At 71.5% G+C, this 13586-nt stretch carries 11 protein-coding genes; 5 read left to right on the plus strand and 6 right to left on the minus strand.

Going from position 1 to position 13586, the window contains the following annotated elements; genetic code table 11:
* The first annotated feature begins 12 nt into the window (after positions 1-12).
* Both Ari01nite_RS13185 and Ari01nite_RS13190 read left to right on the plus strand, forming a co-directional pair.
* Entirely contained in the window at positions 13-255 is a 243-nt protein-coding gene (locus Ari01nite_RS13185; RefSeq protein WP_203781490.1) for a hypothetical protein, read from the plus strand.
* Between the two features lie 114 nt (positions 256-369).
* Complete coding sequence (locus tag Ari01nite_RS13190; RefSeq protein WP_239162715.1) at positions 370-774, plus strand: hypothetical protein; 405 nt, start codon at positions 370-372, stop codon at positions 772-774.
* Between the two features lie 560 nt (positions 775-1334).
* Here the strand turns inward: Ari01nite_RS13190 and Ari01nite_RS13195 are convergent.
* The 4 genes from Ari01nite_RS13195 to Ari01nite_RS13210 all read right to left on the minus strand — a co-directional run bounded on the left by Ari01nite_RS13195 (position 1335) and on the right by Ari01nite_RS13210 (position 7408).
* Positions 1335-2120 (minus strand): LamG-like jellyroll fold domain-containing protein, encoded by a 786-nt coding sequence (locus Ari01nite_RS13195; RefSeq protein WP_203781491.1) that lies wholly within the window; start codon positions 2118-2120, stop codon positions 1335-1337.
* 56 nt (positions 2121-2176) lie between these two features.
* Complete coding sequence (locus Ari01nite_RS13200; RefSeq protein ID WP_203781492.1) at positions 2177-2566, minus strand: DUF6401 family natural product biosynthesis protein; 390 nt, start codon at positions 2564-2566, stop codon at positions 2177-2179.
* Between the two features lie 75 nt (positions 2567-2641).
* Positions 2642-6556: an ATP-dependent RNA helicase HrpA gene (gene hrpA / locus Ari01nite_RS13205; protein WP_203781493.1), complete on the minus strand. Its 3915-nt coding sequence runs from the start codon at positions 6554-6556 to the stop codon at positions 2642-2644.
* A gap of 42 nt (positions 6557-6598) precedes the next feature.
* Positions 6599-7408 carry an aldo/keto reductase gene (locus tag Ari01nite_RS13210; protein WP_239162716.1) on the minus strand — a complete coding sequence of 270 codons (810 nt, stop codon included), beginning with the start codon at positions 7406-7408 and terminating at the stop codon, positions 6599-6601.
* Between the two features lie 53 nt (positions 7409-7461).
* Between Ari01nite_RS13210 and Ari01nite_RS13215 the strand changes: the two genes are divergently transcribed.
* Positions 7462-7851, plus strand: coding sequence for a response regulator (locus tag Ari01nite_RS13215; protein WP_203781494.1), 390 nt, complete (start codon positions 7462-7464; stop codon positions 7849-7851).
* Here the strand turns inward: Ari01nite_RS13215 and Ari01nite_RS13220 are convergent.
* Together Ari01nite_RS13220 and gsmA are read right to left on the minus strand one after the other, a co-directional pair.
* Positions 7760-10090 (minus strand): ATP-binding protein, encoded by a 2331-nt coding sequence (locus Ari01nite_RS13220; RefSeq protein ID WP_239162717.1) that lies wholly within the window; start codon positions 10088-10090, stop codon positions 7760-7762. The two genes, Ari01nite_RS13215 and Ari01nite_RS13220, sit on opposite strands and share 92 nt — an antisense overlap.
* A 58-nt stretch (positions 10091-10148) precedes the next feature.
* Entirely contained in the window at positions 10149-11282 is a 1134-nt protein-coding gene (gene gsmA / locus Ari01nite_RS13225; RefSeq protein ID WP_239162718.1) for a sporangiospore maturation cell wall hydrolase GsmA, read from the minus strand.
* A gap of 213 nt (positions 11283-11495) precedes the next feature.
* Between gsmA and Ari01nite_RS13230 the strand changes: the two genes are divergently transcribed.
* Both Ari01nite_RS13230 and Ari01nite_RS13235 read left to right on the plus strand, forming a co-directional pair.
* Entirely contained in the window at positions 11496-12449 is a 954-nt protein-coding gene (locus tag Ari01nite_RS13230; protein WP_203781495.1) for a phosphatase PAP2 family protein, read from the plus strand.
* 365 nt (positions 12450-12814) lie between these two features.
* A complete protein-coding gene (locus Ari01nite_RS13235; RefSeq protein WP_203781502.1) occupies positions 12815-13300 on the plus strand; it encodes a YflT domain-containing protein in 486 nt (161 codons plus the stop codon).
* The last annotated feature ends 286 nt before the right edge of the window (positions 13301-13586 follow it).

Raw genomic sequence — 13586 nt, forward strand, 5'->3', positions numbered from 1 at the left:
AAGGAGGTACGCATGAACGCGCCCCGCTTCTCCGTCCACGTCGATCAGGACGATCTCGCCAAGCAGAACCTGGCCGCCGGCCTGCCCCGCCAGTCCGTCACCGGCACCACGGGCGCTCTGCCCGGCAAGGCCGCCGGCGCCGCACACCACGGCGCACAGGACGGCCGCCAGGCCGCCCGCGACCGGTCCGAACGCGACCACGCCCGCGGCGGCCGGACCAGCAAGGGCCGCTCCTACGCCTTCCGGCGCAGCTGAGCCGGCCATGATCGGGCGGCGGCCGGCTCGAACCCGGCCGCCGCCCGGCGTTCCTGGCCCGCCCGGCGATTCCGGCCGCCACCAGCTAAGATCGACGCTTCTGGATGTCATCGGGTGAAAGGACGGCCGGTCGAAGTCATGTCGCTGCTGCTGGATCTCGCCAACATCATCGGCGGCCTGCTCCTGGCCACGCCCCTGCTGCGCCGCCTGCCACGCGTCGGCGCCGGCATCGGCCAGGTCGCCGACCGGGTGGCGCCGTGGGGCTGGATCATCGGCATCGTCGCGCTCGTGGCCGGCGGCTTCTACCTGATCGTGCACATCTTCTCGGGCCCGCACCCGTTCCATTTCGAGATCGTCGGCATAGCCGTCGGCGTCCTGCTGGCCTGGGAACGCCTGACCACCCGGCGCCCGATAACCACCAGCCGCCACGGCGAACCGACCGGGGCCGTCATGGTGATCGCCATCTTCGGCATGATCGCGGTCCTGGTAGGACTCCAGGGCCTGGTCACCCCCGGCTGACCCGCCCGCCCCGACCCGCCGGGCCCCGATCTTGTCGATTCCCGCAAGCCCCCCAAACACGAACCCGACAAGGTCGACACCTCCGAACTCGACCTTGTCGACTTGGTGGGCCCCCAGAACCCGAAACTCCACAACATCGCGAACTCTGAGCCCGACTGCCGGGCCGCCGCTCCGTCGGGCCGAGGTGCGGGGATGTGGTTCCCGCTTTCGCGTCTACAGATGTCGCTTTAGTCGCGCTTAAGCTGATAAATCGTCGATGATGCCACCAATGCTGGGCGAACCGACGCAGGGCAAACCGAAGCAGGGCAAACCGACGCGGGACGAACACAGCGCGAGGGGAACTCAGCCCGAGGGGCAAACCAGTGCAGAGGCGAACCAGCACGGGGGCAACCCAGCACGGGGGCAACCCGGCGGGGGGCAAACCAGCGCCGAGCAAACCTGCGGACTCCGCGGGCAGCCGGTGGCACCGCCACGCGTGGTCGGCTGGTACGCCCGCCCCGGTGATGGCGGAAGGGCCCAGCGCAACAAAACGCGCCAGGCCCCGCCGGTAGAGTGTGCGGTCAGCCGAGTTCGGCGTAAACGTCGTCCAGATTGCCGTGGTACATGTCGCTGCGGGTGTTGAAGTTCGGGCCGCCCAGGCGCAAGGGCATGGTGTTGTCGACGGTCAGGTTGGCCGGGATTGTGGTCTGGCCGCGCTGGATACCGTCCACAAAGATGGACAGGGACGTGCCGGCGCGCTGGCAGAAGAGCTTGTGCCAGGCACCGTCGGCCACCGAGGCCGCGGAGCGGGCGATGTAAACGGTCGCCGCGCCGGTGCCGGCCAGGACGCACTGGGCGCGGCCGTTGGTGGCGCCGATCTGCAGTTTCCACTGGCTTCCGGTGCCGGCGACGCCCTTCTGCATCACGTTGGCGGGGCCGCGCAACTGGGCGCGGGTCAGCTGCACCCGGGCCGACCAGCGGAACAGGCGGGTTCCGGGGTTCAGGTCGGCGTGGTTCGCGGCCTCGAGCAGGCCCCGCGGGCAGGTGGTGGCGCCGGCCGCGCAGGCCGGCGGGAACATCGCGAAACGGCCGCCGGGCGAGCCTTCGAAACGGACCGCGCCCTGGTCGGCGCCGCGGAGGGCGAGAGTCTGGTTGCGACCCGAGGTGTCGGCCACCTTGCCCGCGACCGGGCCGGCGTTGAAGTCCCACCGGGCCACCAGCCGCGGAACCCCGGGAGCGGCAACGGGAGCAACTGCAGGACGGGCGGAGATGCCGGTCGGGCCGGTTGGCGGGTCGTCCGCCAGGGCGGGCGTGGCCGGAATGAGCATCCCGGCCACCGCCGCCAGAGTGATTGCGAACTTCTTCATACCTGGAGAGAGCACGCAATGACCGTTTTGTTACTGGAAACGGGCGAAACAGCTGATCAGAGCAGGCGCCATTCGTCGGCGATCATGCAGACCGCGACCAGGCGGAGCAGGTGCCAGTCGGCGGCCATCCAGTCGGCGCAGCGGGTGGGAGCCTGGCCGGCGGCGGGGACGTCGCGGCCCATCCGGCGGGCCGAGAAGACGACCGATTTCACGTACGAGGCCAGGTTCTTGGCGGACAGCTCGAGCGAAGCACCCTCCAGCGCGTCCCGGACCGCAGCGGCGTGCTGGTCGAGCAGGGCGAGCAGGCCGGGGTCAGCGAACGCGGCGGCGAGACCGTCGACGCCGACCCGCGCCATCATCTCGTCCAGGAGCTCGGTCGCCGGGTCCAGGATCTGGGCGTCCGCGGCGGCAGAAATCGGGGCGAAGGCGAGGAATTCGTTCGTCATGGCCAGAACGCTAGGGCCTGGTCGGCGGGTCCGACAGGGGGGTAACCGAACGGCACCCGAGCGCCTACGGTGCCGCTACGCGGGGAGCTGGTCCATCGCCTTATAGATGCGTTTGTCCGATATCGGATAGGCGGTTCCGAGGGTCTGCGCGAAGAAGTTGATCCGCAGTTCCTCGATCATCCAGCGGATCTCGCGCAGGCCCTCCTCGGCGCCACCGGACAGCTCCGCCTTGAGCTCGCGGTACTCCGACTCGATCTCGTGCAGCTGCGCGGTCAGCTGCCGGTCGCGGGCCAGGTTGGCGCCCAGCCGATCCAGCCGGTGGACGATGCCGCGCAGGTAGCGGGGCAGGTGGTGCAGCTGTTTCCAGCCGGTCTCGGTCACGAACCCGGGGTGCACCAGGCCCTTGAGCTGCTGCCGGATGTCGGCCAGCGCGGGCACCAGCTGCGGGTCCCGCAGCGAACGGATCCGCTGGTCGACGTCGTACGCGGTGGCCAGCACCGCCTGCACCTGGGTGGCCACGTTCGCCACCGCGTCGACCAGATCCTGGCGGACGGTGTCGCGCAGCGAGGCGAACTCGACCGACGACCAGACCGGGCCGCCCGCGTCCGCCACCAGCTTGTCCACCGCGGCGCCGGCGCAGTCGTCCAGCAGGTCCGCGATCGAGCGGTACGGGTTGGCCCGGGACAGCTCGAGCTTGGCCCGGTTGTCCAGCCGCCCCTGCAGATAGCGGGCGGCCGGCGGCAGCGTCAGCAACAGCAGCTTCCGGGTGCCGGCCCGCATCGCCGTACGCTGCTCCGCCTCGGTCTCGAAGACCCGGACCGCGACCGAATCGCCCTCGTCGGCCAGTCCCGGATAGACCGTGACCTGATAGCCGCCGCGGACCTGGGCCACCCGGCGCGGCAGCCGGCCGAAGTCGTTCGTCGTGAGGCCCCGGCGCTCGAGGTCGCCGGCGGCGGCCGAGATGGTCGCCTGCACCTTGGGCGCCAGCGCGCGCCGCAGCACCTCGAGGTCGCGCCCCTCCCCCACCACGGTGTCCTGCTCGTCGATCACCCGGAAGTTCATCCGCAGGTGATCGGGCACCTGGTCGGGCCGCCAGGCGTCGCGCGGCACCACCGTCCCGGTCAGCCGCCGCAGCTCCGCACCCACCGCGTCGGGCAGCGGACCGCGCCGCGCCGGCACCCGGTCGAGCGCCGCCTCGGCCCAGTCCGGCACCGGCACGAAGTTGGTGCGCAGCGCCTTGGGCAGCCCCCGGATCAGCGCGATCACCACGTCCTTGCGGAAACCGGGCACCGACCAGCCGAAATCCTCCGGGTCGAGCTTGTTGAGCAGGCTGACCGGCACCCGCACGGTCACCCCGTCGGCCGCCGAGTTGGGCTCGAACTCGTACGTGAGCGGCAGTTTGACCCCACCGGCCAGCCAGGCGTCCGGGAAAGCGTTCGGGTCGACCGCGTCGCGACCGGCGTTGACGAGTTGCTCGCGGGTGAACGTGAGCAGGTCGGGATCGGTCCGGCGGGCCTTCTTCCACCAGGCGTCGAAATGGCGCGCGGACACCACCTCGGCCGGGATACGCGCGTCGTAGAGCGCGTACACCGTCTCGTCGTCGACCGCGATGTCCCGGCGCCGGGCCCGATTTTCGATTTCCTCGATGCGCGCCAAAAGGTCGCTGTTAAGAGAGAAGAACTTGTGGTGCGTTTCCCAGTCGCCCTCGACCAGCGCGTGCCGGATGAACAGTTCACGGCACAGCACCGGGTCGACCTTGGAATAGAGCACCTTGCGCCGCGGCACGATCGGCAGCCCGTACAGCGTCACCCGCTCGAACGCCAGCACGGCGCCCTGCTTCTTTTCCCAGTGCGGCTCGGTGAAACTGCTTTTCACCAGGTGCGGCGCGAGCTTTTCGGCCCACTCGGGCTCGATCCGCGCGTTCACCCGCCCCCACAGCCGGCTGGTCTCCACCAGCTCGGCCGACATCACCCAGCGGGGCTGTTTCTTAAAGAGCGCCGAGCCCGGGAAAATGGCGAACTTGGCCCCGCGGGCACCGAGGTATTCGCGCTTGTCGGCCTCCTTGAGGCCAATGTGGCTGAGCAACCCGGCGAGGAGTGCGGTGTGGACGTTCTGTCCCGCCGCGACTTCCTCACGGTCCTCAGTCAAAGACAAGGCGAGCGTACGCGCGACCTGCCGCAACTGTGCGTAGATGTCCTGCCATTCGCGAACCCGGAGATAGTTGAGGAACTCGGCCCGGCACAGTTTGCGGAACTGGTTGCCGGACAGCTCCTGTTGCTTCTCGCGCAGATAGCGCCACAGGTTGAGATAGCTGAAGAAGTCCGATTCCTTGTCGGTGAACCGGGCGTGTTTCTCGTCCGCCTGCTGCTGCTTGTCGGTGGGTCGTTCGCGCGGATCCTGGATGGACAGCGCCGCGGTGATCACCATCACCTCGGCGACACAGTCCTGCTTGTCCGCCTCGATCACCATGCGGGCCAGCCGCGGGTCGACCGGCAGCTGCGCGAGTTGCCGGCCGAGCGGGGTGAGTTTCCGCTCGTCCAGAGCGCCCAGTTCCTCCAGGAGCTTGACGCCGTCGGTGATGTTGCGCCGGTCCGGCGGGTCGATGAACGGGAACTTCGCCAGGTCGCCGAGGCCCAGGTTGGTCATCTGGAGGATGACGCTGGCCAGGTTGGTGCGCAGGATCTCGGGCTCGGTGAACTCGGGCCGGGTCTCGAAGTCCTCCTCGGCGTACAGCCGGATGCAGATGCCGTCGGCGACCCGGCCGCAGCGTCCCTTGCGCTGGTTGGCGCTGGCCTGCGAGACCGGCTCGATGGGCAGCCGCTGCACCTTGAGCCGGTTGGAGTAGCGGCTGATCCGGGCGGTGCCGGGGTCGATCACGTAGCGGATGCCGGGGACGGTCAGCGACGTCTCGGCGACGTTGGTGGCCAGCACGACCCGGCGGCCGGAATGTCGTTCGAAGACCTTGTGCTGCTCGGCCGCGGACAGCCGGCCGTACAGCGGCACCACCTCGGTGTTGCGCAGGTTGCGCTTGCCGAGCGCGTCGGCGGTGTCCCGGATCTCGCGCTCGCCGGAAAGGAAGACCAGGATGTCGCCGTCGCCCTCGCGGCCCAGTTCGTCGACGGCGGCCGCGATGCCGTCGACCTGGTCCATCGGTTCCTCGGTGTCGTCCTCGGTGGTCTCCACCAGCGGCCGGTAGCGCACCTCGACCGGATAGGTGCGGCCGGAGACCTCGATGACCGGGGCCGGCTTGCCGGAGGCGTCGGCGAAGTGCTCGGCGAACCGGGCCGTCTCGATGGTGGCGGACGTGATGATCAGCTTGAGGTCGGGGCGGCGCGGCAGGAGTTCGCGCAGGTAGCCCAGGATGAAGTCGATGTTGAGGCTGCGCTCGTGCGCCTCGTCGATGATCAGCGTGTCGTACCGGCGCAGCATCCGATCGTTCTGGATCTCGGCGAGCAGGATGCCGTCGGTCATCACCTTGACCATGGTGTCGTCGCTCACCTGGTCGGTGAACCGCACCTTGTAGCCCACCGTGGACCCGAGCGGCCGGTCGAGTTCCTCGGCGATCCGCTCGGCCACCGTGCGGGCCGCGATCCGGCGCGGCTGGGTGTGCCCGATCTGGCCGCGCACGCCCCGGCCCAGCTCCAGGCAGATCTTGGGCAGCTGGGTGGTCTTGCCGGACCCGGTTTCGCCGGCCACCACCACGACCTGGTGGTCGCGGATGGCGGCGGCGATGTCGTCCTTGCGCTGGCTGACCGGCAACGATTCCGGGTACGCGACCGGCGGCACCGCGGCGAGCCGGGCGTCCAGCCGCTGCCGGGCCTGGTCGGCCTCGGCCGCGATCTCGGCCAGCACCGTGGCGCGGGACGCCTCGTCACGGATCTTGCGGGTGCCCTCCAGCCGGCGCTGGAGACGCCACTCGTCGCGCGGGAGCAGGTCGGCGAGGCGGCTGCGCAGCTCGGCCACGGCCGGTGGGGCGGGTGTTGTGGACATCGCGGTGCAAGGATAGGCGGAACCGGGCGCGATCGCCGGTGATTAACGCCGCCCCCGCCCCGGACCGTCGCCCAGCCCGTCGATGGCGGTCATCTCCGCGTCGGTCAGCAAGAAACCGTCCAGGTCGGCGTTCCGGCTGATCCGCTCGGGCGTCTGGGACTTGGGAATGACCACGATCTCGTGCTGCACGTGCCATCGCAGCACCACCCGGGCCGGGTCGACCCCGTGCGCGTCGGCGATCCGGGTCAGCACCGGGTCGTGCAGGTTGGTGGTCTTGAACGGGCTGTAGCCCTCCAGCACGATGCCGCGTTCCCGGTGCACGGCCACCACGCCCGCATCCCACAGGGCCGGGCCGAACCGGATCTGGTTGAGCGCGGGCTTCTCCCCGGTGGCGGCGATCAACTCGTCGAGCTCGGCGGCGTCGTAGTTGCTCACGCCGACCGACCGGGCCAGGCCGGCCTCGCGTACCGCCAAAAATTGACGCCAGACCGCGACCGAGCGACCCCGCGTGGGTGGCCAGTGGATCAGCCACAGGTCCACCGCGTCCACACCCAGGTCGCGCACGCTGGCCTCGATGGTGGCCCGCTCGTGGCCGGCCCGGTCCGGCGGCAGCTTGGTGGTGATGAACACCTCGTCGCGGGGCACGCCGGAGTCGCGCAGGGCCCGGCCCACCTCGGCCTCGTTGCCGTACATCGTGGCCGTGTCCAGGTGCCGGTAGCCGGCCTCCAGCGCGTCGCGGACCGCCTGGTAGGCCGCGTCGCCGCGCAGCTGCCAGGTGCCGAACCCGAGCAGCGGAATCGATACTCCGGTGCCGTCGCCGGCCGCGGGCAGGGTCAGAGCGGGAATGGTCACGCCACCTATCCTGCCCGCCCGTGTCCGCGACCGCCCACCGGCGTTGAGTGGGCGTGATTGTTGTCGCCGAAGACCACGAGGACATCCGGTACGTGCTGACCCGGTCGCTGGAGCGGGCCGGCCACCAGGTCGTCGCCGCCGCGGACGGCGCGGCGGCGCTGGCGGCCGTCCGCGAACACGTGCCGGACCTGGTGATCACGGACGTCGACATGCCGCACATGACCGGCCTCGACCTGTGCCGGGCGATCCGGTCGGATCAGGAGCTGCAGCACATCCCGGTGGTGCTGGCGAGCGGCTCGATGCTGCCCGGCGACTCGCGGGCCACGGAGGCCGGCGCGTCCGCGCTGCTGCTCAAGCCGTTCGTCCCGGGCCAGTTGGTGGAGCTGGTGTCGAACCTGCTGACGGCCTGGCCGGCGGCTGGTCGTCCGCCGGCAGCGGGCTGATCCCGGGCATCTGCAGCTCCTCCATGGCGGCCCGCTCGGCCAGGGCGCGCTCCAGGCGGGTCCGGGCGTCGTCGTCCGGCTCGTCGTTCGCAGTCATCTCGGTCTCCTTGTTCTGGGGCACGGTGCGGCTCACGGGCAGGGTGAAGTGGAAGCGGGTGCCGCCGCCGGGGTTGTCGGCCACGCCGATCTCCCCGCCGTGCCGCTCCACGATGCGCTGGCAGATGGCCAGGCCCAGGCCGGTGCCGGCGTAGCCCGACTCGGCGTGGGCCCGGTGGAACTGCTCGAAGATGGCCGGCTTGTCGGAGTCCGGGATGCCGATGCCGCGGTCCGCCACATCGATCCGGACCCAGCCCGGTACGTCGGCGGCCGCGGTCACCTCGACCCGGGCTATGCCGCCCGGGCGCACGTACTTGATCGCGTTGCCCACCAGGTTTTCCAGCACGTGCCGCAGCATGGCCGGGTCGGCGTGCACCGCGGGCAGCGGGCCGACGCGCACCTCGGGGCGCTCCGCCGGCGGCAGGTGCGCGGTGCGGTCGTGCAGCACGTCGGCGACCAGGGTGGCCAGGTCGACCGTGCGGGTGCGCAGCGGGGCGTCGCGGGCGGTCGCGTACGCGAGCAGGGTGTCGATCATCGCGGCCATCCGGTCCACGGCGTGCGAGATCCGGTCCACCGACGGGCCGGCCGCCGCGGGCCGATCCTCGGCCAGCGCCTCCTCGATCACCTCGCAGTGCCCGCGGACCACGGTCAGTGGCGCCTTGAGGTCGTGCGCCACCACCCCGGCGAAAACGGCCAGGTCGTTCTCGTAGCGGCGCAGGTCGGTGATGTCGTGGAAGACCGCGACCGCGCCGCGCTGGCCGGCACTCGGGTCGAGCGGCCGGCCGTCCACGCTGAGCAGGATGCCCTCCGGCCGGGCCCGGTTGCGCACCAGCATCTCCACCCCGTCCGAGGACTCGCCGCGCAGGGCCCGCATCAGCGGCAGCTCGTCGAGCGGGAACGGGGTCTGCCCGTCCGCGCGGAACAGCCCGTAGTGCTGCTGCCACCCCTCCGGCCCCCCGGCTTCGTCGCCGACTCCGAGCAGCTGCTTGGCGGCCGGGTTGTGCAGCAGGAACTCGCCGTTCTCGTCGACCACGCCGACCCCGTCGCCGATGCTCGTCATGACCGCGCCGAGCAGGCCGGCCTGCCGGCGGCTCTCCGCCTCGGCCGCCTCCAGGTCGGCGGTGGCCTCGCGGACCCGGCGCAGGGCCCGGATCCGGCCGGTGGCCAGCACGTAGAGCAGACCGGCCACCATCAGCGTGATGACGATGCCGTGGATCAGCACGGTGGCGGGCAGGCGGCTGCCGGCGCCGGGCAGGCGGGCCGACGCGGCCCGGGTCACCAGCAGCCATTGCCGGTCGGCCACGTCGAGCAGCCGGCTGCGGGCCAGGTCCGGCTTTCCGGCGACGTCGTACGCGGCCACCACCGGCCGGTCGCCGCGGTCGGTGGGCGCGAGCAGCTCGGCGTCGAGCTGACCCTGGCTGACCGTGGCCAGCACCCCGCTGAGGAAGTCGCCGCCACGCATGCCGAGCACGATCCAGCCACGGAACTGCGGGTCGTTGTCGCGCGGCCAGATAGGCGCCGCGAACACGAACGACCGCTGCTGCTGCGAAGCCGGCAGGTTGCGGTCCCGCAACAGGACGTAGGTGTCCGAGACGGCCACCCGGCTCATCCGCCGGGCCTCGACCATGGCGGCCGCGGGCTCCGGCGCCGCGGCCAGGTCCAGGCCGTCCGGGGAGCCGATGGTACGCAGCGGCCGGCCGAAAATCGTGAAGTAGTGCTCACCGGCGGTCGGCGCCGGGCGCAGTACCAGCCCACCCGAGCCGGCGGCCCGCCACCGGCGCTGGGTGGCCCCGATCCCCGCGGTGCTGCTCGGCACCACGAAGGAGACGCTGGCCGCACCGATCAACCGGGCCGAGACCAGTGGCGCGGTGGCCGCGTCGAAGTCGTCCCAGGTGATGGTGTCGTCGGTGGCCAGGCCGGTGGCGGTGGCCTCGACCAGGGAGCGGTACCGCTCGGTCTCGGCCAGCACCGCGGCCCGGGCCATCTCCGTGCGCTGGTCCATGACCCGGTCCGCGTTCTCCCGCTGAGTGGTGCGGAGATCGGCGACGACGAGCAGCGTGGCAGTGATGCCCACGACGAGCGCGACCGCCGGGAACAGCAGCCCGGCGGGCAGTCCGCGGCTCGTTGTCCCCCGTGGCCTCACGTCTGCCTCATGCTCGCCTCACCAAAGCGAGCATAATACGCAAAACGCCCCTACCGACCTACTTCCAGCTGTCGTACTGGTAGAGCTTGTAGGAGGCCATCAGCGTGGTGACCTTGGTGTAGTAGTTCGGGTCGGTCGCGTACCCCGCCTTCCAGACCGCCCAGATGAACTTGTTCGCGTTCCTGGTGTGCGCGAAGGCCGGCTTGTAGCGGCTGTTCACCCGCAGGAAGCTGCCGTGGTCACGGAACGAGTGCGCCATCGAGGCGTAGGTGCGGAAGCTGGCCGAGGTGGTGAAGCACGCGCCGGCCTTGGTGCACTCCTGGGTGCGGTACACGTGGCAGCCGTTGGCCAGTTTGCCGTAGCTGGTGCCCTGGCACTTGATGCCGAAGTAGTTCTTGTCGGTCACCGACAGGCTGCTGCGGCCCCAGCCGGACTCGAGGATCGCCTGCGCCAGGGTCACCGACGCCGGCACGCCGTACTCCCGCCAGCCGCGCTGCGCGCCCGGCACCGCGGCCTTGATGAACTCGGCCGGCGTGATCGACGGGGTGGTGACCGGCGGGTTCACCGGGGTGCCCGGGCAGATGTGCAGGGTGGGCGTGACCACGTACGCGTGTGAGATGTAGCTGCCGTCGCTGAGCCGGTTCCACTGGGTGGTCGAGCGGACCGTGCCCTTGACCATCGTGCCCACCACGCCGCAGACGCCCTGCACCTTGGCGCCGTTCACGACGGTCCGCTTGACCGGCGCCGAGGTGGTCGGCGCGGTCCGGATGTTCACGGCGCCGTCGGTCGACTTCACCGTGCCGACCTTGTAGGTGACCGTGGCGGCCGGCTTCGGCTTCGCCTTCACGGCCTCGCCCTTCGGGGCGGTGGTCGCGCAGCGCGCGATGGTCCTGCCCGAGGAGAGGTACGCGTGGGTGACGTAGCCGCCGGTGCTCAACCGGACCCACAGGTTGGTGGTACGCACGGAGCCGCGCACCGACTGCCCGGTCACCCCGCACACGACCGTGACCCGCTGCTTGTTGCGCAGCGTGCCGACCACCTTCGCGGCGAGCGACGGCGCGGACCGCACCTTGAGCGTGCTGCGCACCTCGACGGTGGCCGGCACCGCGGCTGCCTGGGCCGCGGCGGGAGCCACCACCAGCCCGGACGCGACGGCGAGCGCCAGCATCGGTCCGGCCAGCTTGAACCTCATGAGAAGAGTCCCCTTCGTAGCGGTCGGTCCGTACGAAGGTGGCGATCGGGCGTTGCGGGGCGAGAGCGCACGGGGTTGCGGATGAGTTGCCGAGGTCACCGGGCGGGACGGAAGTGGCGGGTGATACTTGGGGGGCGCTTGAAACCGCGCCCAGTTGGGAAATCGGCTACCGCACCAGTCATCCCCGCCGCTCCCGCAGGAGGACCCCCACCGATGACGGCCCTGGCGTCCCGACCCAAGACGTCCACCCCGCCGCCCACCCGCGGCGGCGCCGGCTACGCGCTGGCCCCGCTGGCCGTCGTGCTCCTGGCCGCCGTCGCGGCCGCCGCCACGTACTACGGCTTCGTCCTGACCACGCTCGGCCAGTCGGTGGACACGGCCTCGATGCGTGGCGGCGACGTCGACCATCCCCGGGTGGTCGAGATCCTGAGCCGTACGCTGAACGGCACCACCCTGGCCAGCCTGGTGCTGGTGTGCCTGGCCGCGGCCACGGTCGGCGTGCTCCGCAAACGCCTCGACCTGGCGATCGGCGCGGGCCTGCTGGTGCTGGGCGCCAACGCCAGCGTGCAGTTGCTGAAGATGCGCCTGGACCGCCCCGACCTCGACGACTTCCCGGCGCCGAACTCGTTCCCCAGCGGCCACACCGCGGCCGCCGCGTCGGTCGCGTTCGCGCTGATCCTGGTGCTGCCGCACGCCGTACGCGGGATGGTCGCCCTGATCGGCGCCGGCTACGTCACGGTGATCGCGATCGCCACGGTCTGGGCCGAGTGGCACCGCCCCAGCGACACGGTCGCGGCCCTGCTGATCGTCCTGGCCTGGTCGGCGCTGGCCGCCTTCGTGATCCGCGTGGTCCGCCTGCGGCTGCCCGGCGAGCCCGAACGCCCCGGCCGCGGCAGCTCGCTGCTGCTCCTGATCGGCGCCGGCATCACCGGCGCCGCCGCGCTGCTCGGCCTGGCCGCCGTGGCCGCCTCCGAGGGCGTCACCCCCGACCTGGTCTCGGGCCGCTTCGCGTTCCTGACCGGCGCCGCGGCGATCGCGGCCACGGTGGCCGTCACGTTCCTGCTCTGGGCCCGCCTGGCCGGCGGCGACCGGCCGGCGTCACCCCCCGACAAGACCCAACCCGCGGCGGACCAGCCGGCCCGCCCGCCCAAGGGAGGCACCAAGTGACCACCACACCGCCCGAACGCCCGCCCACCAATAACTCGCCCGCGTCCGCGGCCTCCCCGGCCCCTTCGCACCCGTCCGCCCTGGACGCCACCGAGCCGGCCATGCCCGCAGCTTCGTCCTCCGACACCACGGCCCCGCTCCCCACCGCGTCTGCCGACACCACCACCCCGCTCCCCGCCGCGTCATCCGCGTCATCCGCGTCATCCGACACCACGGTTCCGGTCCCGGCGTCGCCCGCCGCCTCTCCCCCGCCCTCGCCGACGGGTGCGCCGGTGTCGGGTAACCCGGTGTCGCCGGCCGGCCGCTTCGATGCCGCCGGCGCCGGCCCTGGCAAGCCGGTCGGTCCGGCCGGCTCGGTGCCGCGCATGCCGGCCGAAACTCCGCCCGGCCAGGTGGTGCCGTCGGTCGTGGTCGGCACCTATCCCGACTACGCGATGGCCCAGCAGGCGGTGGACCACCTGTCCGACGAGAAGTTCCCGGTCCAGCGAACCGCGATCATCGGCACCGACCTCCGCCTGGTGGAAAACGTGCTGGGCCGCCTGACCACCGGCCGGGCAGCCCTGGCCGGCGCGGCCAGCGGCGCCTGGTTCGGCCTGTTCGTAGGCTTGCTGTTCGGCCTGTTCAGCGACTCCAACTGGCTGGCCGTCCTGCTGGTCTGCCTGGTGATCGGCGCCGTCTGGGGAGCCATCTTCGGCGCCATCGCCCACGCCGCCACCGGCGGCCGCCGCGACTTCGCCTCCCGCAGCACCATCCAGGCCGGCCAGTACGCGGTGGTGACCGACCCGGAGGTAGCCGACCAGGCCCGCCACCTGCTGATCCAGCTCAACTGGCGAGCCTCCGGCGCCCAATGACCGACCACCCCGGCTCGTCCAGGCCTTCTGCCGCAAATGTCCCCCGCGGACGCGCGTCCGTGACGCGATGTTGTTCTGCTGTTCGGCAATGACCGCCATTGGGGTGGTCAAAGCGTCAAGGTCACCGTGGCGGTGGCGACGCCAGCTTTGAGCGGACAGCGGACCGCGACGCGAAACTTGCCGTAGACGGACCTTGGCGCCCGCTCCACCGCGGGGCGGTGGTGCGGGCGCCAAGGTTGAGACGGCCTGCGGTCGGGCGGGGCCTAGAAGGGAGCGTTCAGCTCGG

This window comes from Paractinoplanes rishiriensis, from assembly GCF_016862375.1.
Lineage (GTDB): Bacteria > Actinomycetota > Actinomycetes > Mycobacteriales > Micromonosporaceae > Actinoplanes > Actinoplanes rishiriensis.